Source organism: Cellulosimicrobium sp. PMB13, assembly GCF_051294865.1.
GTDB lineage: Bacteria > Actinomycetota > Actinomycetes > Actinomycetales > Cellulomonadaceae > Cellulosimicrobium.
This window is the reverse complement of the sequence record NZ_CP145910.1, coordinates 4250689-4271864: the sequence shown is the minus strand read 5'-3', so window position 1 is coordinate 4271864 and position 21176 is coordinate 4250689. Positions and strand designations below refer to the sequence as shown.

Here is a 21176-nt window from a genome sequence, read left to right as displayed (position 1 = left end):
ACGGTCACCTGGTCGACGGTCGGCAGGACACGCTCGGCGGGCGGAGAGCGAGACCTGTCCGCCACAGCCCTCCCTACGATGGGCCGATGAGCGCCCACGCCCCGGAACCCCGCACCGGACCTACGACCGACGGGCTCCGCGCCGCCGTCGACGTCATGGACCGTCTGTACTCGCCCGGCGGGTGCCCGTGGGACCGCGAGCAGACGCACGAGTCGCTCGTGCACTACCTGCTGGAGGAGGCGCACGAGCTCGCCGAGGCGATCGAGACGGGCGACCACGCGGGCATGCGCGAGGAGCTCGGCGACCTGCTCCTGCAGGTCCTGTTCCACGCGCGCATCGCGCACGAGGAGCCGGACCCGTTCACCGTCGACGACGTCGCCGACGACCTCGTCGCGAAGCTCGTCCGACGGCACCCGCACGTGTTCGGGGCCGGGACCGACGCCGCCGCGACGACGGACCTGCACGCCCAGTGGGACGCGATCAAGAAGGCCGAGAAGCAGCGGTCGTCCGTCCTCGACGGCATCTCCCACACGCAGGGCGCGCTCGCCCGCGCGCAGAAGGTCCTCACGCGCGCCCGTCGCGGCGGGCTCGGCGAGACGCTCACGTCGGCGCTCGCGGGACCGGTCCCCGGCCCGACGGCGCACGAGCGGCTCGGGCGCGAGCTGCTCGCCCTCGTCGTGCAGGCCGACGCGGCCGGTGTCGACGCCGAGGCGGCGCTGCGCGCCGAGCTGCGCCGCGTCGAGTCGGCGATCTCCGTGGCGGAGCAGGAGGCCGGGGCGCCGGGTGCCGGTCCCGCGAGGTAGGACGCCGGTCCTCGAGCGAGGACGCGCCGACCGGGGGCGTGGAGGACGTTCGTCCTTCGTCGCGCGTCCGAGGTCATGGCCGCACGCCCGAGGGGCGGACGGAGCGGCGCGGGTCACATCCGGGCACTAGGGTGGGGTCGTAAACCCCACCACCGTCGCGGGCGCACGCGGTGCCCCGGGTTTTTCCTGCCCGGGTCGGCCGCCGTCGGAGCGCCTGCGCGCCCCCTGCCTGAAGGAGCACCTGTGGCCAGCATCGAAGCCGTTGGAGCGCGCGAGATCCTCGACTCCCGCGGGAACCCGACCGTCGAGGTCGAGGTCGTCCTGGACGACGGGACGTTCGCCCGCGCCGGCGTGCCGTCGGGCGCGTCGACCGGTGCGTTCGAGGCCGTCGAGCGTCGTGACGGCGACAAGTCCCGCTACCTGGGCAAGGGCGTCGAGGGCGCCGTGAACGCCGTCATCGACGACATCGCCCCCGAGCTCATCGGCTTCGAGGCCGAGGACCAGCGCCTCATCGACGCCGCGCTCATCGACCTCGACGGCACGCCCAACAAGGGCAAGCTCGGCGCGAACGCGATCCTCGGCGTCTCGCTCGCCGTCGCGAAGGCCGCCGCGAAGAGCGCCGGCCTGGACCTGTACCGCTACGTCGGCGGCCCGAACGCGCACGTCCTGCCCGTGCCGATGATGAACATCCTCAACGGCGGGTCGCACGCGGACTCGAACGTCGACATCCAGGAGTTCATGGTCGCCCCGATCGGCGCGTCGTCGTTCCGCGAGGCGCTGCGCACCGGCGCCGAGGTCTACCACGCGCTGAAGTCCGTGCTCAAGGAGAAGGGCCTCGCCACCGGCCTGGGCGACGAGGGCGGCTTCGCCCCGAACCTCGCCAACAACCGCGAGGCGCTCGACCTCATCCTCGTCGCGATCGAGAAGGCCGGCTTCACGCCCGGCACCGACGTGACGCTCGCGCTCGACGTCGCCGCGACAGAGTTCTTCAAGGACGGCGCGTACCAGTTCGAGGGCGGCGCGAAGACGCCGGCCGAGATGATCGCGTACTACGAGCAGCTCGTGCGCGACTACCCGCTGGTCTCGATCGAGGACCCGCTGTCCGAGGACGAGTGGGACTCGTGGTCGCAGCTCGTCTCCGAGGTCGGGGACCGCGTCCAGATCGTCGGCGACGACCTGTTCGTCACGAACCCGGAGCGCCTCGCCAAGGGCATCGAGCTCAAGGCCGCGAACTCGCTGCTGGTCAAGCTCAACCAGATCGGCACGCTCACGGAGACGCTCGACGCCGTCGAGCTCGCGCAGCGCAACGGCTTCACGGCCATGACGTCGCACCGCTCCGGCGAGACCGAGGACACGACGATCGCCGACCTGTCCGTCGCGACGAACGCCGGCCAGATCAAGACCGGTGCGCCCGCCCGCGGCGAGCGCATCAACAAGTACAACCAGCTCCTGCGCATCGAGGAGGCCCTGGACGACGCCGCGCGCTACGCCGGGCGCTCGGCCTTCCCGCGCTGGTCTGCCTGACGCTCTCGCGCCGGTCGGCCTGACCGGTCCGGACCCGCACAGCGGGACCAGCGCCTGCACCCGCACGCCGAGGCCCGGCGGACCGTCACGGTCCGCCGGGCCTCGGCGTTCTCCCTGCGGCGGGTGAAGAGATCGTGTCGATCGGCTCACGTTGGTGCGGCCCCGCGCGTACTGCCGAGTCGGGACGCGGGACGGCGGCACAATCAGGGCATGCCGTCCTCGCGTCGCCCTCCGCGCCCCGGTGCGCCCGCGCGTCCTGGGGCTTCCGCACGCCCTGCGTCGGGGTCGCGGACGGGCCCGTCGAAGGCCTCGGGCGGGGCTCCCTCGTCGGGGAAGAAGCGTTCGACGGCGTCGGGCTCGACGGCCGCGAAGGGCTCAGGGCGGTCGTCCCCGACGGCCTCGGCACGGTCTGACGGTGGCTCCTCGGGCGCGTCGTCGAAGCGCACGGCGTCCGGAGCCGGGTCCTCGACGGGCTCGTCGACGCGTCGTCCGGCGGCGCGCCGTGCCCCCGCCCGACGGCCGGCGGGTCCCGCCCCGGAGGACCGGCGGCGCAGCAGGCACGGCTTCCTCCTCCCGGAGGTCGTGACCGTCCGGGCCCTCGTCCTGTCGGTCGTCGGGCTCCTCGCCGTCGTGCTCCTGCTGCCGACGGTGCGCGCCTACGTGACCCAGACGAACGAGCTGCGCGCCCTCCGCAGCGACCTCGTCGACGCGCAGGGGCAGCACGACGAGCTCGAGGCGGAGCTCGAGCGCTGGGACGACCGCGCGTACGTCGAGCGGGAGGCGCGCGACCGGCTCAACTACGTCATGCCGGGGGAGCGGCCCTGGCGCGTGCTCGACCCGGAGTCCGTCCCGGACGACCTCGACCCGCAGACGGGCCAGGCCATCACCGACGGACCCGTGGAGAGCCGCGACGGGACGCCGTGGTACCAGGCGATGTGGGAGTCGGTGCAGGTCGCGGGCGAGCAGCCGACGCCCGAGGAGGGCGACGAGGGGGCCGGCGGCAGCGCGCCCGGAGCCGACGACGTGCCGGCCGGCGGGACGGAACCCCCCGCGACGGACGAGCCGGGTGCTGCGACCGGGGAGAATGGGTGAGGCGTCGCCACCGGTGACGCCGCGGCCGCGTCGGCCGCGCGCCGTCGGGCACGTGTCCGCGACGCCGGACCTGTACGCGCTGACCTGACGCCCTGACCCCGATCCCATCCCGAGGACCCGCCGTGACCGACGCCCGACTGGCCATCCCCGCCGACGACCCCGCCGCCGTCGTGACGCCGCACGACCTCGAGGTGCTGGCCGAGCAGCTCGGCCGGACGCCGCGCGGTGTCGTGGGCATCGCGGCACGGTGCGCGTGCGGGCGACCGCTCGTCGTGCGGACCGCGCCCCGGCTCGAGAACGGCACCCCGTTCCCCACGACGTTCTACCTCACCCACCCCGGCGCGGTCGCCGCGGCGTCGACGCTGGAGGCGAACGGCGTGATGACGGAGATGTCGGACCGCCTCACGGAGGACGAGGACCTCGCCGCGGCCTACCGGGGAGCGCACGAGCACTACCTCGCGCAGCGCGAGACGCTCGGCCACGTCGACGAGATCGACGGGATCTCCGCGGGCGGCATGCCGACGCGCGTGAAGTGCCTGCACGTGCTCGTCGGGCACGCGCTGGCCGCAGGGCCGGGCGTCAACCCGCTCGGCGACGAGGCGCTCGAGCGCGTGCGCGACGTCTGGCGCCCCGACCGCTGCACCTGCTGAGCAGCGGCCCGAGCAGCCCCCGGCGAGACCGTCGCGGCGCCGCCTCAGGTCCCCGGGTGGAGCGGGTCCACGAGGTCCTCGGGCAGCACCTCGGGCCCGGCCTCTGCCGGTCGCGGCTCCTCCGCCGTGAACGCGCGCATCGCGAGCAGCGCGATGTCGTCCTCGCGCGTGGGCGCGAGGTCCGCGATGAGGCCGTCGCACAGCTCGTCGAGGGACAGACCCTCGAACTGCTCGGCGCTGCTGCGCAGGCGCTCGAGGCCGACCATGAGCGACTCCCCGCGGCGTTCGACGAGACCGTCGGTGTAGAGCAGGACGGTCGACCCGGGACGGATGAGCTGCGTGTGGTCCTGGCGCTCGGTGTGCACGCGCACGCCGAGCGGCAGGTCGGCCTGCCGGTAGAGCAGCTCGGCCGTCCCGTCCGGATGGATGAGGAGCGGTGGCAGGTGGCCGGCGCTCGACCATCTCAGCCTCCGCAGGTCGCGCTCCTCGAGGTCGTCCGGCTGCTCGACGCGCGCGAGGATGCCGGTGCTGATCGTCCCGACCGCCAGGTCGTGCATGGCCCAGTCGAGGGACTCGAGGATCGCGGCCGGCGGCTCGATGACCGCGTGCGCGCCGCCGCGCAGCAGGTTGCGCACCTGGGCCATCGAGACCGCGGCCCGCAGGTCGTGGCCGGTGACGTCACCGATGACGAGGCACGTGCTGCCGTCGCGCACGAGGAACGCGTCGTACCAGTCGCCCCCGATCTGCGCCCCGGAGGTCGCGGGTGCGTAGCGCGCGACGAGGTGCAGGTGGTCGGGTTCCGGCAGGGGCGTGAGCAGGCCGCGCTGGAGCTCCTCGGCCAGGCCGCGCTGGACGGCGTGCAGGTGGGCGTTGTCGAGCGCGAGGCCGATCTGCGCCATGACGTCGCGCAGCGCGGTCAGGTCCGGCTCGGTGAAGTCGCCGCGCTCGGCTCCTCGGACGAGCGTGATCAGCCCTCGCACGTGCCCGCGCCCGCGCAGCGGCATGACGACGAACGCGTGCGGCGCGAGGCTCACGAGCAGGTCGTGCGCGGGACCGTCCTCGACCAGGTCCCCGGGGCGCGGCGTCCCCGACCGGAGCGCGTGCGGCGCGCCGGCGAGCGTCTCCGCGATGAGCGACGTGGCGGTGAGGGCGGGGACCCGGATCGTCCGGTACCGGTCGAGGACGGGCTGCACCGCAGGGTCGGCGTGCAGCGCCGCGACGTCGTGCAGCCGCTCCTTCCACGGACCCTGGCCATCGTCGAGGGTGCTCGCGATGGCGAAGTCCGCCATGCCGGGCACCAGATGGGGCAGCACCGCCTCCAGGGCGCGGACCGGGTCGAGGGTCTCGGCGAGGTCGGTCGCGACGGCGACGAGGAGCGCCGAGCGCGCCTGCGCCTCCTCGGCCAGCTCGAGCGCGCGCCGCCGCTCCGTGATGTCCGTGAAGTACGCGGCGACGCCGCCGCGCTCCGGCACGGCCCGCACCTCGTACCAGCCGTCGAGGGGCGCGGGGTAGTACGCGTCGAAGACCATCGGCTCCCCGGTGCGCGCGACCTCGCGATAGCCGTCCCCGAACGTCGAGCCCGAGGCCGCGGGGAAGAGGTCCCACACCACGCCGCCGAGGAGGCGTTCGCGCGGGCTGCCGAGGATGCGCTCCGCCTCGGCGTTGACGTAGCCGAACCGCCACTCGGGGTCGAGCCAGTAGTAGCCGACCGTCATGTCCTCGAGGATCTGCTGCACGCGTTCCTCGCCGGCACGCAGCGCCGTCGTGTCGGTCGTGACGCCGACGACCTGCTCGGCGGTGCCCGACGGCCCGGCGAGCGCCCGACCGCGAGCGGTCAGCCAGCTCATGGTGCCGTCAGGCCGCAGCACGCGGAACTCCGCCTCGTACACGCCGCACGTGGCGATCGCTCGGTCGAGCGCGGCCGTCACCGGCGCGACGTCGTCCGGGTGCACGCGCGCGTTGAACGCGTCGATCGTGCCGCCGAAGGTCTCCTCGTCATAGCCGAACACGTCGAGCAGCGCCGCGTCCCAGCGCAGCGCGCCCGTGACGAGGTCCCACTGGAACGTCCCGAGCCCTGCCGCCCGCGCGGCCGCCTCGAGCAGCGCCGGCCGGTCGACGTCGGCGTGGTCGATGCCGTGCGTCGCCGTCTCCGACCGCCTGGCCCGGTGTGCGGGCGCCGCGCCCCCGGGATCGTGCATGGTTCCTCCGTGCCTCGTGGGCGCCGAGTGGCGTCGCAGCGCACATCATGCCCTGAGGGGACGACGTTCGCCCTCGCACGCGATCACGCCCGCCAGGCGTCTGGGGACGCGTGCCGGGCGCGCGGGGTGGCAGGCTTGGCGCATGACCTCCGGCTCCACCCCTGCTCCCGCCGCGCAGCGCGTCTCCCCGGCGCCCGCGCCTCCTGCTCCCGGCACCACGCGGGTCGCCGCGATCGACTGCGGCACCAACTCGATCCGCCTCCTCGTCGCCGACGTCGACCCCGTCGCGGGCACCCTGACCGACCTCGACCGGCGCATGGAGGTCGTCCGCCTCGGGCAGGGGGTGGACCGCACGGGTCGGCTCGCCCCCGAGGCTCTCGAGCGCACGCTCGACGCCGTGCGTCGCTACGCCGCGGTCGTCACCGAGCTCGGTGCGACGCGCACGCGGTTCGTCGCGACGTCGGCCACGCGCGACGCCGAGAACCGTGACGATTTCGTCCAGGGCGTCCTCGACGCGCTCGGCGTCGAGCCCGAGGTCGTGTCGGGCCAGGAGGAGGCGGCGCTGTCCTTCCGGGGAGCGACGTCGACCGTCGCGGGGCTGCGTCCCGGACCGTACGTGGTCGTGGACCTCGGCGGCGGGTCCACGGAGCTCGTGCTGGGCACGGCCACCCCCGACGCCGCGCACTCGATGGACGTCGGCTGCGTGCGCCTCACCGAGCGCCACCTGCGCAGCGACCCGCCGACCGCCGCGGAGGAGGCCGCTGCGCGCGCCGACGTGCGCGCCGCGCTCGACGAGGCGGCGCGCGTCGTGCCGCTCGGCCGGGCCGCGACGCTCGTCGGGCTCGCGGGGTCGGTCACCACCGTGACCGCGCACGCGCTGCGGCTCGCGGCGTACGACCGCGACCGGATCGACGGCGCGGTCCTGTCCGTGGAGCAGGTCCTCGCCGCGTGCGACGACCTGCTGCACCGCTCGCGCGCCGACCGCGCCGCGCTCGGGTTCATGCACCCCGGACGCGTGGACGTCATCGGCGCCGGGGCGCTCGTCTGGTCGGAGGTCGTGGCGCGCGTGCGCGACGACGTGGCCGCCGCGGGCGGCGAGCTCACCGACGTGGTGACGAGCGAGCACGACATCCTCGACGGCATCGCGTGGTCGGTCGCCTGACCGGTCCCCTGACCCCGCCTGCGGCGACGCCGACCGCCGAGACGTGACTCTCCGCCCCTGATTCGCGCGCCTCAGGGGCGGCGGTCACGACTCGGCGGTGGTCTTGCGCGACGCGCGCCGACGGCGGACGACCGCGACGACCACGTACGTGAGCGCGGCGTAGAACATGACTCGGCCGACCCACAGGAGCACCGGGCTCCGGACGTCGTAGCCCAGCGGGACGCCGAGCAGCGCGAGGACGACGCTGCCCCAGGCCGCGCGGCCGCTCGTCCCGAAGTTTGCGCCGGCGCCGACGACCAGCACGAACGTCGTGAGCGCCCCGATGCCGAACGCGCCCCAGAGGTAGCCGGTTCCCTCTCGTCGGTCCGCGGCGCTCCGGGCCGCGACGAGCGTGGCGACGCCGCGCAGGAGCATCTCGATCGGCGCGAGCACCGTCGGGACCGCGAGCAGGCCGAGCCCGGCGGCCATCAGGAACAGGAGGAAGAGCAACCACAGGTCCATGGCGATGGACTCCTTGGTGCCGAACGTGCCGTCGAGGGCCCACGGCAGCGCGAGCACGACGGCGAGGAGCGGCGTGGACGGGGTGAACCACCAGCCGCGGAACGGGGCCTTGCGCCGGAGGGCCCTGCTCGCCGGCTGGTCGTACACGCGCCAGCCGAGCCGGAGCGTGAGCGCCCACTGCAGGCCGATCAGGACCATGATCGCGGTGATCGCGCCGGTGACCTCGTCGGTGTGCTGGTCCGCATCGGGGGGCAGAGCGAGGAGTGTCGCCAGGACGAGGGCGAGCGTCAGCGCGGCGACCAGGGCCTCGGTGCGGCGGAAGCGCCGCTGGGTGCGCAGCCGTGCCCGGAGCAGGTCGGCCTCCGTCGGCGGGTCGGTGATCGGCACGGCAGCAGTATGCCCGGGGAGAGACTGCGGGACCGGAGTGTCGCCGTGCCGGAGTGTCGTGGTGCGCAGTACTACGCACAGCGCGGTAGTGTGCACAGCACGACCGCGGCCGCGGTCGACCGGTGACAGGGGAGAGGATGCGGTGGACGCCACACAGCTGCTCAAGGGGGTGCTCGACGCCGCGGTCCTCGCGGCCGTCGCGGACGAGGACGGGTACGGGTACGACGTCGTGCGCCGACTGCGCGCGGCCGGTCTGGAGGACGTCGGCGACGCGTCGGTGTACGGGACGCTGCGCCGTCTGTACGCCAACGGCGCCCTGACGACGTACGTCGTCCCGTCCGACGCCGGCCCGCACCGCAAGTACTACGGGATCAACCCGCAGGGCCGGGCGATGCTCGACCTGCACCGCAAGGAGTGGCAGACGTTCGCGGGCACGGTCTCCGCGATCCTGCGCACGCGAGAGGTGGCTGCCTGATGAGCACGACGACGCCCGCCGGGCCGCCCACCGGCCTCGCCTTCTACGACCTCGTCCGCGCCTACGCGGACGAGGTGCGCAGCCACCTCGCGGACCTGCGACCCGACCAGGTCGAGGAGCTCGCCGACGGGCTCGAGGCCGACCTCGCGGAAGCGGTGGTCGACGCCCCGGGCGCCCTGCCGCGTGCCGCCGTGTCGCCGGAGGGCGCCGACGACACGACCCTCGACCTGGTGGCGCTCTTCGGCCCTGCCGAGGCGTACGCCCACGAGCTGCGCGAGGCGGCCGGGCTCCCGCCCCGTGCACCGGCCCCCGGACGGCGTCCCCGCATCGGGGTTCGTGGCGGCCTCCTCGTGCTCGGCGGCATCCTCGGCTCCGGCTGGCGCTCGCTGTGGCAGCCGGTGACCTCGACGCCGCAGTGGGCGACGGTGCGCGAGTTCTTCCGCGCGCTCACGCCCGTGTGGTGGGTGCTGCGTGGCTGGGTCGCGGCGACGGCCGTCCTCTGGGCGTTCGGTGGCTACGCCGTCGCCGTGCTGCCGCCGGACCTGTCCGCACGGCTGCTGCTCCTCGCCGCGGTCGTCGTGAGCGTCCAGTGGGGCCGGGGCCGTTGGCTCCCGCTCGCCTGGATGCCTCGCGCCGTGCGGTACGTCTCCGTCGCGGCGGCCGTCCTGGCCCTCCCCTTCGCGGCCACCGCGAGCGCCGGTCCCGCGAGCCACGTCTCGTACGAGCAGGGGTACCAGCAGGGCGTGCAGGCGGCGACGGGCGGATCGTGGGGAGGCCAGCCCGTGTCGTACGACGGCGGCGTCGTCCCCGAGGGGGCGGACGGCGTGTGGGTCGACGGCGTCCAGGTCTCGAACCTGTTCGTCTACGACGCGGACGGCAACCCGGTCCGGGACGTCCAGGTGTTCGACGACCGCGGTCGTCCGGTGCGGACGGTCGGCGTGGACGCCGCGTACCAGTCCTGGTCGGTGCCGGAGGTCGACGGGTCGTGGTACTTCCAGCCCACGCTCTCGACCGACGGCCGTGAGCGCTGGAACGTGTACCCGCTGCGTGCGGTCGCGGAGGAGGACGTCGAGTACGCCGACGACGACGGGCGGCCTGTCCCCGCGACCGGTACCCGGACGCACGACATGCCGTGGCCGTTCCTCAAGGCGCCCACCGAGATCCCGGCGACGCGCGGCACGGACGACGGCGCGCCGTCGGGCACGGACGAGCGTGACGAGCCGGCCGCGCCGGGCGACGACGAGTCCGAGGCCCCGGCGGCGGGGACGCCGGGCGGCGAGACCCCGGTGACCGACGCCCCGGCCGGCGTCGTCCTGCCCCCGACGGCGACGCCCACGCCGGTCGTCGAGGCCGTCGGCTGAGCCTGCCGAACCCCGGGTTACGTCGCGATCAGCGGGTTGATGCGCGCGTAACCCGGGGTTCGGCAGGTCAGGTTCCGCACGATTTCACCCGCTCCGACCGCTCTGTTCGCCCGCTCCGACCGCTCTGCGCGGTCCGGCGTGCGCGGGATCACGCCCGTCTGACGGACGCCCGGGCTCGCGTGGTCCGGGAGCAGTAATACTCTGGAACCATGCCTCAGAATGACCTGACCTCGGTCAGCCGTGCCCAGACCGCTTCGCCGCGGCCCCGCAAGGTGCCGCGCGTCGTCGTGCTCGGCGGCGGTTCCGTGGGTCTGTACGCCGCTCGTCGCCTGCGCAAGAAGCTCGGCCGCCGCGAGGCGGCGATCGTCGTCGTCGACCCGCGCCCGTACATGACCTACGCGCCCTTCCTCCCCGAGGCCGCCGCCGGGTCGATCGACGGTCGCGACGTCGTCGCGCCGCACCGCCGCGCGCTCAAGGGCGTCGACGTGCTGCAGGGCAAGGTCGTCGGGATCGACCACGGCAACCGGCGCGTGACGATCCACCCCGAGGAGGGCGACGACTACTCGGTCACCTACGACCACCTCATCGTGGGCCTGGGCTCGGTCTCGCGCACGCTGCCCATCCCGGGTCTCGCGGAGACCGCGATCGGCTTCAAGAACGTCGAGGAGGCCATCGCCGTCCGCAACCACGTGCTCAACCGCATGGACGTCGCGTCGTCCACGTGGGACGAGACGCTGCGTCGCCGCATGCTGACGTTCACGTTCGTCGGCGGCGGGTTCGCGGGGATCGAGGCGCTGGCCGAGATCGAGGACATGGCGCGCTACGCGACGCGCAACTACGCGACGATCGAGGAGCGCGACCTGCGCTTCGTGATGATCGAGGGCGCCGGGCGCATCTTGCCGGAGCTCAGCGAGCCGATGGCGGAGTACGCGCTCGAGGAGCTCAAGAAGCGCGGCATCGAGTTCCACCTCAGCACGTTCCTCTCGTCGTGCGTCGACGGCCACGTCGTCACGTCCACGGGCGTGGAGTTCGACTCGGACACGATCGTGTGGACCGCGGGCGTCAAGGCGAACCCGGTCATCAAGGAGGCCTCGGACCTCCCGGTCGACAAGCTGGGCCGCGTCACGGTCCTGCCGACCCTGCAGGTCGCGGACGCCGAGGGCGAGGTCGTGCCGAACGCGTGGGCCGCGGGCGACTGCGCCGCCGTGCCGGACGTGCTCAACCCCGGCAAGTTCTGCCCCCCGAACGCCCAGCACGCGATCCGTGAGGCCACGCGCCTCGCCGACAACCTCGCGCTCGAGCTGCACAGCGAGCCGCCGGTCGAGTACCGCCACAAGAACGTCGGCACCGTCGCCTCGCTCGGTCTGTACAAGGGTGTCGCGGAGCTGTTCGGCGTGTTCAAGCTCCGCGGCGTGCTTGCGTGGCTCATGCACCGCAGCTACCACGTCATGGCGATGCCGACGGGCAACCGCAAGATCCGCATCTTCATCGGCTGGATGGGCCAGTTCCTCATGGGCCGCGAGCTCGTGTCCCTCGGCTCGCTGCACGACCCGCGCGCCGAGTTCCGCACGGCGTCGGTGCCGCCGAAGAAGGACGGCGAGCCCGTGAAGCAGACCGCGCAGGGTTCCGCCGCCGCGGCAGAGTCGGGTGCGGGGACGATCGACTCGGACTCCAGGACGCCGGCGGCCAAGGCCTCCTGACGCGCACCTGACGGGTACCGGGCGCACAGCCCACGTGCCCGACGACGAGGGGCGGGCCGCGCGTGCGGCCCGCCCCTCGTGGCGTCCCCGGCGACGACCGCGGACCGTACGTGCCCCGGGGTGGCCGGGACGGTCCGGGTAGTCTCGGGCCAGCGCCCCCATAGCCCAACTGGCAGAGGCGGCCGGCTTAAACCCGGCGCAGTGCGGGTTCGAGTCCCGCTGGGGGCACGCTCACGAGAGCCCCGTCGGTCCGTCCGGCTCGGCGGGCGGCGCGGCCTCCTGGCCGAGGACCACGACGTTGCCGTCGGGGTCCTGCACGCGCGCGACACGCTCGCCCCAGGGCTGGTCGGTCGGCGGCTCCACGACGGTGACCCCCGCCGCGGCGAGGTGCTCGACGGCACGGTCGCAGTCGTCGACGTACACCCACAGCGTCGCGCCGCCGCGGACGTCCGCGGTGTCGGCGAGCCCGATCCCGAGCGGGGACCCGCCCACGTGCACGTTCACGTACACGGGCGGGCCGTCGTCGGGGAACGCGTACGCGACGCTGCCGCGCAGGAGGTCGCGGTAGAAGCCGAGGGACCGCTCGACGTCGGCCACCGTGAGGATCGGGAAGAGGCTCCGGAACATGCGTCCATGGTCGACCCGCCCGGACGCTCGCGCTCGCCGGACCGTCCGGCGGGCGCGGCGAGGGGGCTGCTAGGGTGCCGACGAACCACGCGGGGTGTCCCGCCCGGGCGACGAGCGCCGGGCCGAGGGACTGAGACGAGCGGTAGACCGCCCGGACCCGTCGAACCTGATCTCGCTAGCACGAGCGGAGGAACGTGGGCATGACGACGTCTGCCATCACCACCCTGACCAACCCGACCACCGGGAACCCCGGTGCTCTCGTCGCCGACGACGAGGACGGCTTCACCGCCGGGCTCGGCCGTCGGTACGCGCACCTGTTCACCGAGTTCTACGACCACCCGTTCCTCGCCGGGCTGCGGGACGGGACGGTCGAGCCGGCCGCCGTCCGGCACTACGTCGGCCAGGACCACCAGTACCTGACGGCCTACCTGCGCTGCTACGGGCTCGGCATGGCGCTCGCGCCCGACCGCTCGTGGGCCGCGTGGTTCCACGGCAAGGCAGGCTTCCTGCTCGACGACGAGTCCCACGCGCACCACGCGATGTGCGACTTCCTCGGCGTGCGCTACGAGGACGCGCAGGTCTCGCGGCTCGCACCCAGCGCGCAGGCGTACGTCGACCACATGCTCGCCGCCGGTCGGGACTCCCTCGGCGTGCTGCTCGCCGCGCTGCTCCCGTGCCCGTGGACGTACATCTGGTCGGCGCGGCGCTTCTGGCTCGACGAGCGCGCGACGACGCCGGGCGCGATCGCCGCGGACCACCCGCTCGCGGGATGGTGGGAGTTCTACGCGGCGGAGCGCACCGAGGGCGTGCTCGCGGACCTGCGGGCACGCCTCGACGCCCTCGCCGCCGACGCCGGGGAGGCCGAGCGCGCGCGCATGGAGCGGGCGTTCGAGCTGAGCTGCCGGCACGAGACCCGGTTCTGGCAGATGGCGCAGACGCTCGAGGACTGGTGAGCCTTACGCCGACAGCAGATCCGTGCCCCGGTCCGGCGACGACCGGACCGGGGCGCGGGTAGCGTGACCGGCATGGACGGACAGGCGGTCGCGACCGGGCACGCAGCCACGTCACGGCCGGGGGCGGCACGGCGTGCCGAGCCGCTCCTGCGCCACGTGATGGGCGGGATCCTGCGTCGTGCGCGGCTCGCGCAGGGGCGAACGCTCGTCGACGTCGCCACCGCGGCGCGGGTCTCGACGGCGTACCTGTCGGAGGTCGAGCGCGGTCGCAAGGAGGCGTCGTCGGAGGTCCTCGCGGCGGTCTGCGCGGCGCTCGGGATCCGGCTCGTCGACCTCGTCGCCCGGGCGGGGGAGGAGCTGCGTCCCGTGGGCCCGGTGCTGGTCCTGTCGTCCGCCGGCGCCCGACCGTCCCCGCGCGCGGCACTGGGGGCGCGGCCGCGCGGCGCGAGGACCGGTGGCGCCGTGTCTGCGCGCGTCGCGCACCATCGGGCGCTCGTCGCGGCCTGATCCCGCGAGCGTTCCGTGCGGCCCCGTGTCGCTGCCCGCCGGGGCGCACCGGACGGCGCTACGTTCGAACCATGACCGAGCCGCCCGTCCTCCAGGACCTCGTCGACGACGCCGCGTTCCTGTCCCACGAGCACATGCTGCACCTCGCGGACCTCTACGGTGAGGACGCGTGGCACGCCGACCTGACGACGGGCGCGTTCACGTTCACGTCCGCCACCGGCGTCGTCACCGAGTGCCGGCTCCAGCTCCTCGGGACGTCCGCGCCGGGACCCGGGACCTGGATGTGGGCCTGGCAGAACATCAACGGCTTCCCTGACGAGGTCCTCGTGGCGGCGGAGAAGACGCGGGGCGCCGGGCTGCCGGAGACGACGACCGCCGAGGTCTCGCTCTCCGCGGAGCTGCCGCACCGCCTCACGCTCGCGGCCAAGACGACGACCGGGTCGTTCACGCACTACGGCGCACCCGTCGGTGGCGGTACGCGCGCCTGGTTCCTCCTCGAGCACGAGACCCTCGAGCTGCCCCCGCCGAGCGTGCCGCGGGTCGTGCGCGCGCTGAGCGAAGGGTTGCTGTCGGTGACGGTCGTCGACCACCGCCGGGCCGTGCTCGCCTACGCGGACGGCCGCGGCCTCGAGGTCGAGTCGCACGACGACGGGTCGCTCGCGCTCGTCGTACCGGGCGGTGCGGTGACCGTGGCGTTCGACGACGCCGGCCGGATCGCGCAGATCCAGGCGACGGCGCGACCCGCCGTCGAGCCTGCGCTCGCCGCGCGGGCCGACGCCGACCCGGCCGACGCCCACCGGACTCCTGCCGACGCGGACGCGGCCAAAGCACACCCGACTCCTGCCGACGCGGACGCGGCCGACGCCCACCCGACTCCTGCCGACGCGGACGTCGGTCCGGCCGACGCCCACCCGACTCCTGCCGACTCGCCCGCGGGCGAGGCCAGCGCCGGCACCGCGCATGCCGCGGTCGGCGCCGGCACGCCGAGCGAGCCGCCGCGCCGGCGCTGGTTCCGCCGGCACGGCTGAGGGATCAGCCCCAGGTCACGCTGCGGGAGTCGCCGAACGCGTTCGTGCGGATCCACACCTGCGCGCCCGGCTGCCCGTAGTGGCACCACATCCCGGTCCGCGGGAAGTTCCCGTTCGCGTCGGTCCGCAGCGGGCGGTTGTTGCGGTCGACGGAGTACGTGCGCGTGCCCTCGAACATGTGGTCGCCGTTGTGGCTCGTCCAGCACGACGCCGTGAACGGCGTGTTGGGCTCCGCACCGGAGATCGAGAGGTCGACGATCGCGCACGACGAGTGGATGCACGTGACGGAGGGGTAGTTCGATCCCTTGTACGCCTGGAGGACGGGCTCGGGCCTCTTGTCGGACGTCGCACTCCGGCAGGTCTGGTTCGTCGCGCCCTCGGTCGGGGTGACGGTCACGCAGATCTCCCGGGTCTCCGAGTAGCCGACGCTCAGCGTCCCGGACCCGGACGTGCTGTTCGAGCGCACGGCACCGGTGACCGACGTGGTGTACGGGCGACCGTTGTCGGACGTCGACCAGCTGTAGGTGATCGCGCGGTCGCCACCGGCCATCGTCAGGGCGGGTGCGGGGATCGGTCCGTACGGGGTCGCGCTCGCGCTCGCGGCCGGTCCCGGCTCGTCGGCGCCGTCGACACCGGCGACGGCGCGGACCTGGATCGTCGCCTCGCGGCCGTCGGTCAGGCCACCGACGACCTTGTCCGCGCCGAGGGCGGCCCAGCCGCCGCCCGCGTTGTACTCGTACCTGATCTCGTCGGAGCGCACGCCGCTTCCGGTCGCCGCGCCGAACGAGAGCTGGACCTGTCCGTCGGACCCCGTGGCGCGTGCGCTGAGGCCGGAGACGGCGCCGGGCGCGGCGAACGCGCGGACCGCGTTGGACGCGGGGGAGGACTCGGCGTCGCCGAACTTGTCGGTGGCCTTGTTGTGCGCCCGGACCCGGAACGTGTACCCGGTGGTGTCGGCGGGCAGACCCACGGTCGTGCTCGTCGCACCGCCCCCTGCGGTCACCGACCGCACGACGGAACCACCCTGGAGCACGTCGACCGTGTACTGCGAGATCGCGGCACCGTTCGGGTCGGGCGCCGTCCAGGTGACCTCCATCTGCGACGTGGCGCCGATGGACGTGCGCCGCGCCGTGGGCGCGGCGGGCGCGGCGGGCTTGCCCGCGGGGGTCTCGGACGCGGACGGCTCACCCCACTCGGACGGGTCGGGGGCGCGGTTCTCGGCCTGGACCTGGACGGTGTAGGCCTGGCCGTTGGTCAGTCCCTCCCACGTGGTCGTGGTCTCGGTCAGGCACGTCTTGTCGCTCGCGCCGCCGGCCGGCGCCGGGGAGATGCGCAGGTTGACGCACTCGATCGCGGAGCGGTCGGTGTAGGTCGCGTTCTTCCACGTGACGGTGAGGGACTCGTCGCCGAACTCGAGGGTCGGGGCGGCGGGCGGGTCGGGCTTCTCGTCGGGGCGCGCGACGGCCGAGGGCGGGGACGCGGGGCCGTCGTCGACGGCGTTGGTCGCGAACACGGTGAACGTGTACTCGACGTCGTTGGTCAGCCCGTCCAGGGTGCAGGTCGTGGTCCCGCACGCTTTCTCGTACCCGTTCTGGGAGCGCACGGTGTACCCGGTGATCTCGGCGCCGTTGTTGTTCGGCGGGTCCCAGGACAGCACGACGGTCTTCGACCGGACCTCCTCGACCTGGGGCGTCGGCGGGGCCTCGGGCTTGCCGAGCACGGTGAGCTGGACGCGGCCCTCGACCTCGCGGTCGGGGTCCTTCGTCGCGTCCTGCACCCGGTAGCGCACCACCATGACCCCCACGAAGTCCTCGCGGGGCGTCACGACGACGGAGTCCCCACGGACGACGGGCGGAGTGCCCTGACCGGTCTCGATCACCGCGTCCAGGAGCGTGAGCGGGGTGTCGGGGAACGGGTTGGAGTCGTTCGCCAGGACGTCGACCGTCGTCTCCTTGCCCTGGTGGGCGTCGGCGACCGCGTCGTCGTTCGCGCGGGTCAGTGGCCGCGTGGACGCCACCACGGTGAGACGGGCCTGCGTCGCCACGGGCGGGTTGTTCTCGTCGGAGACCGTGACCGGGACCTCGACGACGGTGCCCTTGGGGACCTCCGGCGTCGCCTGCGCGTGCAGCGTCGAGCCCTCCACGGAGACCGAGATCCCCTGGCCGGGCCCGGTGGCCTTGAACGACAGGGTGTCGCCGTCGGGGTCGGTCGCGAACCGGGCGAGGTCGACCGACGCGTCCTCGCCCGCCGCGACCTCGAGGGTCGCGTCCCGCAGCTCGGGCGGCAGGTTCTCCGGCGGCAGCACGGTGATCGGGACGGTCAGCAGAGCGACGTTGCCGTCGGGGTCGTCGGGCCCCGACCCGTCGGTCACCTCGAACGTGACCGAGGCCGGTCCGTGGTACTCCGGGCTCGGGGTGTAGGTGATCTGCGTGACCGACCTGACCTCGCGCGAGCCCTCCGTGGCCTTGACCGTCTTCTCGGTCGTCAGGCGCGGGGTCCGGCCCTCGACCACCAGCACGTGCTCGGTGATGTCGATGTCGAGGGACTGACCGGCGACGACCTCGAGGGACGTGCCCGGACGCAGCGTCGGGACCTGGTCGGTCAGGCCGGGCACCTTGACGAACGCCTTGGCGGTGAGCCCGTCGACGTCGGTCACGGTGTAGGTCAGCACCTGACGCTGCTCGGTCAGCGTCACGACGAGGTCGCCGTCCTCGCTCACGGTCGCCGTCTGCGCGTCGGTACCGACCTCGAGCTCGGTCGCCGCGCCGTCGGGGTCCTCGTCGTTGTCCAGCACGGGCACGCTGACCTCGGTCTCGCCGAGGATCTCCTCGACCTGGACCGCGTCGTCGCGCGCCACGGGGGGCAGCAGGGGCGCGTCCGCGGCCACGTTCACGGTGATCGCTCCCGTGGCGCGCGCGCCGTACGTGTCCTGGATGCCGTAGTAGAACGTGTACGCGCCGTCGTCCTGCGGGGACGTGATGACGACGCGGTCGGCGACGACCTCGGCGTCCAGCCCGTGCTCGTCCTCGACGGCGGACGGGACGAGGGCGACCTGGTCGCCGTCGGGGTCGGTGTCGTTGCGCAGCGCCGCGACGGAGACCGTCCGGTCCGGCCGGACGGTGATCTCGTCGTCGACCGCGACCGGTGCCTGGTTGGTCTCGGCCGGGCGCGAGATGCCGACCCGCACGGTCCCGGTCGCCGTCGCGCCGCGCGCGTCGAGCACCGAGTACGTGAACGTGTCCAGCCCGGTCGAACTCTTCGACGCGCTGTACTCGAGGCTCCCGTCGACCACCCGGGCCGTGCCCTTGCTCGGTGCGGAGGCGACGCCCGTGACCTGGACCGAGTCGCCGTCGGGGTCGATCCCGTGGAGGGGCACGTCGACGCGCACGGCCGCGCCGGACAGGACGCGGGCCTCGATGTCGCGGGGCTGCGGCGGCTCGTTGTCCTCGTCGTCGCGGATGCGGATCGTGACCTGGGCGGAGTCCTCCTGCCCGTTCGCGTCACGCACGCGGTAGATCGCGTGCGCGGTCCCGGCCTCGGCCCCTGCCCGGAAGCGCAGGGTGTCCTCGGAGACGAAGGCCTCGCCCAGCGTCGGGTCGACGTCCTGCTCCAGCTCCGGCTGCAGGAACAGCTCGAGACCGTCCGGGTGCGTGTCGTTCTTCAGCACGGGGATCGTCACGACGTCCCCGGTGTGCACCATGACCTCGTCGGCGACAGCGTTCGGTGGCTGGAGCTTCGTCGGCGCGGGCACGGCGACGACACGCACCTGGCCGGTCGACGTCTGCGTCCCGTTCGAGACCGTGTACTCGACCGTCACCGGACCGTCCAGGCGGCGGATCTCCGTGATCCGCAGCATCTGGTGGGCCAGCACGGCGACCGACACGCCCGCGTCGTCGGGCACGCTGACGGACTGCACGACGAGCACCCCGCCGGCCGGGTCGGTGTCGTTCGCGAGCACGTCGACGAGCGTCGTGCCGCCGGTGGGGAGCAGCGCGGTGTCGGCGACGACGATCGGCGGGCCGCTCGCGGCGTCGGGGGGCAGCACGTCGACACGGACGAGGCCCGTGGTGACGCCCGGGCCGTCGGTCACCTGGTACGTGAGGTCGTACGAGCCGGGCTCGTCGGCCACGAACGCGAAGGTCCCGGCGTCGAGGTTCGGCGTGATGAGCGCCCGGTCGTGCTCGGAGACGGTCGTCAGGCGGAGCGCGTCCGAGTTCGGGTCGGTGTCGTTGCGCAGCGGCTCGACCGTGACGGACTGCCCGGCCGGGACGACCACGTGGTCGTTCACCGCGATCGGCGGCTGCTGGCCCGCGACCACGTCGACGAGGAGCTTGCCCTCCGCGATGCCGCCCAGGCCGTCGGCCACCGTGAGCGTGACGATCTTGCGACCGGTCGACCCGCCGCCGTCGCGGAGCTCGACCGTCCCGTCGGGCCGTGAGCGGACGTCGTCCCCGGCGACCGTCGCGTCCGCCGAGGCGAGGTACAGGTCGTCGCCGTCGGGGTCCTTGAAGAACGGCAGCACCTTGATCGTGGCGGTCCCGCCCTGCGCGACCTTGAGCACCGGGTCACCCGTCTGCTCGGGGATCTCGTTCTCGTCCCACGGGGACACCTTCAGCGAGACCCCGGCCTCCGCGGTCCCGCCGCGACCGTCGGCGACCGCGTACCGGAAGCCGTGCGTGCCCTCGGCGTCCTCGGGCACGGTCGCCTGGAGGGCAGCACCGCCGAGGATCTGCTCGACCGTCACCCCGTCCGGTCCGTCGCCGCCCACGGTCGCCGTCATGACGTCACCGTCCGGGTCGACGTCGTTCCCGAGCACCGGCAGGATGGTCGTGCGGCCGGGTCGGACGCCGAGCACGTCGTCCTTCGGCTGCGGCGGCTTGTTCGGCTGCGACCGGTCCGCGATGAACTGGTCCACCTGCTCCGGGTTGGTCAGCTCCGCGTCGGACTCCTCGCCCTCGGCCTCCTCCGGGATCTGCACGTCCCAGTCGTCGACCTTCTCGTACTCGTCGGCCGCCATCCACAGCGTCCCGGCCGCCAGGTCGTTGAGCACGATCACGTGCCGGTTCACGCGGTACTCGAGGCGCGCCTGCGGGTCCACGCCCTCGAGCCGCTTGTCCAGGTCGCGGTCGGTGCCGGCGCAGTCGCGCACGACCTGTCCGGTGGAGCCCCACGCGCCGTACGTGCAGCCGTCGAGCTGCACGGGAGCAGACGGCGACCCCTGCGCCGACCGGGTCAGGGCGTCGCCGCCGTCGAGCGGCTGGGTGACGAGCCCCGACGACGTCGCGACGACCACGTCGGCCGACGCCGCGGACGGCTGCTGCAGGCGCGCGCCCTCGCCGTCCTCGACCGGCACCGTCCTCCCGCCGGGGAGCACGAGCGTGGACGCGGACCGGTCCAGGACCACGGGCTCGTCGCCGACGGAGGTCACCGCGAGGTCCGCGCCCGGGCTCACCGGGAGGTCCGCGGTGCCGGGCGCGCCCTCGACCACACCCTTGCCGGACGTCTCCACCGTCCACAGCGTCCCGGTCGACGGGACCGCGACGAACACCGTGCCGTCGCCCGAGACCGTCAGCGCGCCGTCACCCTCGAGCTCGGCGACGGGTTCCGTCTCCTCGGGGTCGAACGCCGTCGCGCCGTCGAAGGGCAGGACCCACAGCAGGCCCTCCTCGCCGTCGAGCACCGCCGTCGTCGCGCCGCCCGACGCGACCTGCGCCCCCGCCGGCACGCGCACCTGCCCGCCGAGCGTCAGGTGCGCCACCTCGACGGGTGACGCCGTGCCGGTCCCGTCGTCGTCGAGCAGCACCCGACCCTCGTCCTGCTGCACGTCGAACGACGCCGAGCCCGCCACGAGCACGCCGTCGATCGCCTGCGACGCGTAGTTGAACCGGCCCAGCTCCCCGGACGACGTCTTCGTCACCCACACGCCCGAGTCGTTCAGCTCGACGTCGGCCGTGGCCTCGCCCTCGTACCACAGCGCGAGCCCCACCACGGCGGTCGAGAACACCGACACGGTGCTCACGGACGCCACGGCGCGACGGTTCTCGTACAGACGTGACAGGAAACCCACGGAACTCCCCCGGTCGGAACCTCGGCTCGGTGCGCACCGACGGAGCGAGGTGCGGGCACGGCGCGAGCGGCCCGGACGAGCATAGCCGGGAGGGGAGAACGGGGGACAGGCCCTGGAGTGGGCAGAAGTCCCCGCCGGGCG

16 protein-coding genes, 1 tRNA gene and 1 riboswitch are annotated in these 21176 nt (G+C 74.0%); of the genes, 12 read left to right on the top strand and 5 right to left on the bottom strand.

From position 1 onward, the window contains the following. Positions 1-86: 86 nt before the first annotated feature. Together V5D56_RS19000 and eno are read left to right on the top strand one after the other, a co-directional pair. Positions 87-803, top strand: a complete 717-nt coding sequence (locus V5D56_RS19000) for a MazG family protein (protein WP_435736824.1) — start codon at positions 87-89, stop codon at positions 801-803. A 243-nt stretch (positions 804-1046) separates the two neighbouring features. Continuing rightward, positions 1047-2327 (top strand): phosphopyruvate hydratase, encoded by a 1281-nt coding sequence (eno, locus tag V5D56_RS18995; RefSeq protein WP_435736823.1) that lies wholly within the window; start codon positions 1047-1049, stop codon positions 2325-2327. Positions 2328-2530: 203 nt separating this feature from the next. Here eno and V5D56_RS18990 read toward each other — a convergent pair whose 3' ends face one another. Further along, positions 2531-2773: a hypothetical protein gene (locus tag V5D56_RS18990; protein WP_435736822.1), complete on the bottom strand. Its 243-nt coding sequence runs from the start codon at positions 2771-2773 to the stop codon at positions 2531-2533. Between the two features lie 136 nt (positions 2774-2909). Between V5D56_RS18990 and V5D56_RS18985 the strand changes: the two genes are divergently transcribed. Together V5D56_RS18985 and V5D56_RS18980 are read left to right on the top strand one after the other, a co-directional pair. Next, a complete protein-coding gene (locus tag V5D56_RS18985) occupies positions 2910-3419 on the top strand; it encodes an FtsB family cell division protein (protein ID WP_435736821.1) in 510 nt (169 codons plus the stop codon). A gap of 122 nt (positions 3420-3541) precedes the next feature. Continuing rightward, on the top strand, positions 3542-4069 hold the full coding sequence (locus tag V5D56_RS18980; protein ID WP_435736820.1) for a DUF501 domain-containing protein: 528 nt from the start codon (positions 3542-3544) through the stop codon (positions 4067-4069). Between the two features lie 44 nt (positions 4070-4113). On the opposite strand, the gene V5D56_RS18975 is transcribed toward V5D56_RS18980, so the two are convergent. After that, positions 4114-6267, bottom strand: coding sequence for a SpoIIE family protein phosphatase (locus V5D56_RS18975; RefSeq protein WP_435736819.1), 2154 nt, complete (start codon positions 6265-6267; stop codon positions 4114-4116). A 142-nt stretch (positions 6268-6409) separates the two neighbouring features. On the opposite strand from V5D56_RS18975, the gene V5D56_RS18970 reads away from it, so the two are divergent. Beyond that, on the top strand, positions 6410-7429 hold the full coding sequence (locus V5D56_RS18970) for a Ppx/GppA phosphatase family protein (protein WP_435736818.1): 1020 nt from the start codon (positions 6410-6412) through the stop codon (positions 7427-7429). 84 nt (positions 7430-7513) lie between these two features. On the opposite strand, the gene V5D56_RS18965 is transcribed toward V5D56_RS18970, so the two are convergent. Further along, complete coding sequence (locus V5D56_RS18965) at positions 7514-8317, bottom strand: hypothetical protein (protein ID WP_435736817.1); 804 nt, start codon at positions 8315-8317, stop codon at positions 7514-7516. A gap of 142 nt (positions 8318-8459) precedes the next feature. On the opposite strand from V5D56_RS18965, the gene V5D56_RS18960 reads away from it, so the two are divergent. The 4 genes from V5D56_RS18960 to V5D56_RS18945 all read left to right on the top strand — a co-directional run bounded on the left by V5D56_RS18960 (position 8460) and on the right by V5D56_RS18945 (position 12081). Further along, entirely contained in the window at positions 8460-8792 is a 333-nt protein-coding gene (locus V5D56_RS18960) for a PadR family transcriptional regulator (RefSeq protein ID WP_435736816.1), read from the top strand. Further along, positions 8792-10153 (top strand): hypothetical protein, encoded by a 1362-nt coding sequence (locus V5D56_RS18955; RefSeq protein ID WP_435736815.1) that lies wholly within the window; start codon positions 8792-8794, stop codon positions 10151-10153. Before V5D56_RS18960 ends, V5D56_RS18955 begins: the two co-directional genes overlap by 1 nt. Positions 10154-10362: 209 nt before the next feature. Then, positions 10363-11853, top strand: coding sequence for an NAD(P)/FAD-dependent oxidoreductase (locus V5D56_RS18950; protein ID WP_435736814.1), 1491 nt, complete (start codon positions 10363-10365; stop codon positions 11851-11853). A 154-nt stretch (positions 11854-12007) separates the two neighbouring features. Then, positions 12008-12081: transfer RNA gene (locus tag V5D56_RS18945), tRNA-Leu, on the top strand. Between the two features lie 3 nt (positions 12082-12084). Here V5D56_RS18945 and V5D56_RS18940 read toward each other — a convergent pair. Then, on the bottom strand, positions 12085-12480 hold the full coding sequence (locus V5D56_RS18940) for a VOC family protein (RefSeq protein ID WP_435736813.1): 396 nt from the start codon (positions 12478-12480) through the stop codon (positions 12085-12087). Positions 12481-12560: 80 nt separating this feature from the next. Further along, a riboswitch (TPP riboswitch) is annotated at positions 12561-12690 on the top strand. Between V5D56_RS18940 and V5D56_RS18935 the strand changes: the two genes are divergently transcribed. The 3 genes from V5D56_RS18935 to V5D56_RS18925 all read left to right on the top strand — a co-directional run bounded on the left by V5D56_RS18935 (position 12681) and on the right by V5D56_RS18925 (position 14968). Next, positions 12681-13433, top strand: coding sequence for a TenA family protein (locus V5D56_RS18935; protein WP_435736812.1), 753 nt, complete (start codon positions 12681-12683; stop codon positions 13431-13433). It overlaps the preceding riboswitch by 10 nt. A gap of 72 nt (positions 13434-13505) precedes the next feature. Continuing rightward, positions 13506-13940, top strand: coding sequence for a helix-turn-helix domain-containing protein (locus tag V5D56_RS18930; RefSeq protein WP_435736811.1), 435 nt, complete (start codon positions 13506-13508; stop codon positions 13938-13940). Between the two features lie 71 nt (positions 13941-14011). Then, a complete protein-coding gene (locus V5D56_RS18925) occupies positions 14012-14968 on the top strand; it encodes a DUF6882 domain-containing protein (RefSeq protein ID WP_435736810.1) in 957 nt (318 codons plus the stop codon). A 4-nt stretch (positions 14969-14972) separates the two neighbouring features. Here the strand turns inward: V5D56_RS18925 and V5D56_RS18920 are convergent, their stop codons facing one another. Then, positions 14973-20987 carry an Ig-like domain-containing protein gene (locus V5D56_RS18920; protein WP_435736809.1) on the bottom strand — a complete coding sequence of 2005 codons (6015 nt, stop codon included), beginning with the start codon at positions 20985-20987 and terminating at the stop codon, positions 14973-14975. Positions 20988-21176: the final 189 nt, after the last annotated feature.

Excerpts from the sequence above, each read along its gene's own strand:
- V5D56_RS19000 (WP_435736824.1), top strand. The coding sequence starts at position 87 with ATGAGCGCCCACGCCCCGGAACCCCGCACCGGACCTACGACCGACGGG.
- V5D56_RS18935 (WP_435736812.1), top strand. The coding sequence starts at position 12,681 with ATGACGACGTCTGCCATCACCACCCTGACCAACCCGACCACCGGGAAC.
- V5D56_RS18950 (WP_435736814.1), top strand. The coding sequence starts at position 10,363 with ATGCCTCAGAATGACCTGACCTCGGTCAGCCGTGCCCAGACCGCTTCG.
- V5D56_RS18940 (WP_435736813.1), bottom strand. The coding sequence starts at position 12,480 with ATGTTCCGGAGCCTCTTCCCGATCCTCACGGTGGCCGACGTCGAGCGG.
- V5D56_RS18970 (WP_435736818.1), top strand. The coding sequence starts at position 6,410 with ATGACCTCCGGCTCCACCCCTGCTCCCGCCGCGCAGCGCGTCTCCCCG.
- V5D56_RS18925 (WP_435736810.1), top strand. The coding sequence starts at position 14,012 with ATGACCGAGCCGCCCGTCCTCCAGGACCTCGTCGACGACGCCGCGTTC.
- V5D56_RS18975 (WP_435736819.1), bottom strand. The coding sequence starts at position 6,267 with ATGCACGATCCCGGGGGCGCGGCGCCCGCACACCGGGCCAGGCGGTCG.
- V5D56_RS18955 (WP_435736815.1), top strand. The coding sequence starts at position 8,792 with ATGAGCACGACGACGCCCGCCGGGCCGCCCACCGGCCTCGCCTTCTAC.
- V5D56_RS18930 (WP_435736811.1), top strand. The coding sequence starts at position 13,506 with ATGGACGGACAGGCGGTCGCGACCGGGCACGCAGCCACGTCACGGCCG.